Annotated in this window: 1 protein-coding gene; it reads left to right on the top strand. The window is 46.5% G+C overall.

Translation table 11 applies throughout. The features are described 5' to 3' along the window. A partial coding sequence (locus PLH26_RS18825) for a DNA polymerase III subunit (RefSeq protein ID WP_502876417.1) occupies positions 1-694 on the top strand: 694 nt, incomplete at its 5' end. Positions 695-901 lie beyond the last annotated feature (207 nt).

Below are 901 nucleotides of genomic sequence, written 5' to 3'. Positions count from 1 at the left end.
AAGCCGGTATAAAATTTTGCTGATGTGGCTGCCCGAGTACCTGGGCAATGCCGGCAATAAACTGCTCAAGCTGATAGAAGAGCCTCCGGCGGATACCCTGTTTCTGCTGGTGGCGGAAAATGAAAGCCTTATACTTCCCACCATCCTTTCACGTACGCAACTGGTTAAGGTTCCTGCGCCGGATACAAAAGATATAGAAGCTGCATTAACGGAAAGAGCGGGTGTTTTACCTGAGCAGTCACGGCAAATAGCCCTGGTAAGTGAAGGCAATTATCATGAAGCCCTGCAATTGCTGCAGCATTCGGGAGATGACTGGCAGGGGATATTGCGGGAATGGCTGAACGTTATTGTAAAAGCCAGCTTTATTGCACAGGTAAAATGGATTGAAGAAATAAGCCGGCATGGAAGGGAAAAACAAAAACAGTTTTTACGCTATTTCAATCATTTGCTTGAGCAAAGCATCCGTTTGCAGCTCATACCCGGATCGGGCGACCAGTTGCCTGACGCAGAGAAAGACTTTGCGCAGCGGTTGAATAAGATCGCTTCCCTGCACCAGCACCAGGCCATTGCGGAAGAGCTGGATAAGGCATCTTATTACATTGAAAGAAATGCCAACGCCAGGATACTTTTTCATGCGCTCACCATTAAGCTATATTATATTATAGTTAAAAGTGAGGTAGTGGAAATGAAGTAGCTGTGCTGTTAAAAGAAAACAAGTAAGGCAGCGCATCGGCTGATAATGATCCTTGCCGGCATTTTCAATGCACTCCCAATACTTTGAAGAATTCTTCTTTCCTTCTCACGGAAACCTCCAGTCTGGTATGATCTGAAAGGGTCACAAAGCCGCCTGACTTGTCCCTTTTAGTGCGGTGGGAATAATTTGCCGACCAGCCCCCTCATT

Origin of the sequence: Agriterribacter sp., from assembly GCF_035444585.1 — a bacterium.
Taxonomy (GTDB): domain Bacteria; phylum Bacteroidota; class Bacteroidia; order Chitinophagales; family Chitinophagaceae; genus Agriterribacter.
The sequence above is the reverse complement of the archived record's forward strand: the minus strand, read 5'-3'. Positions and strand labels throughout refer to the sequence as shown.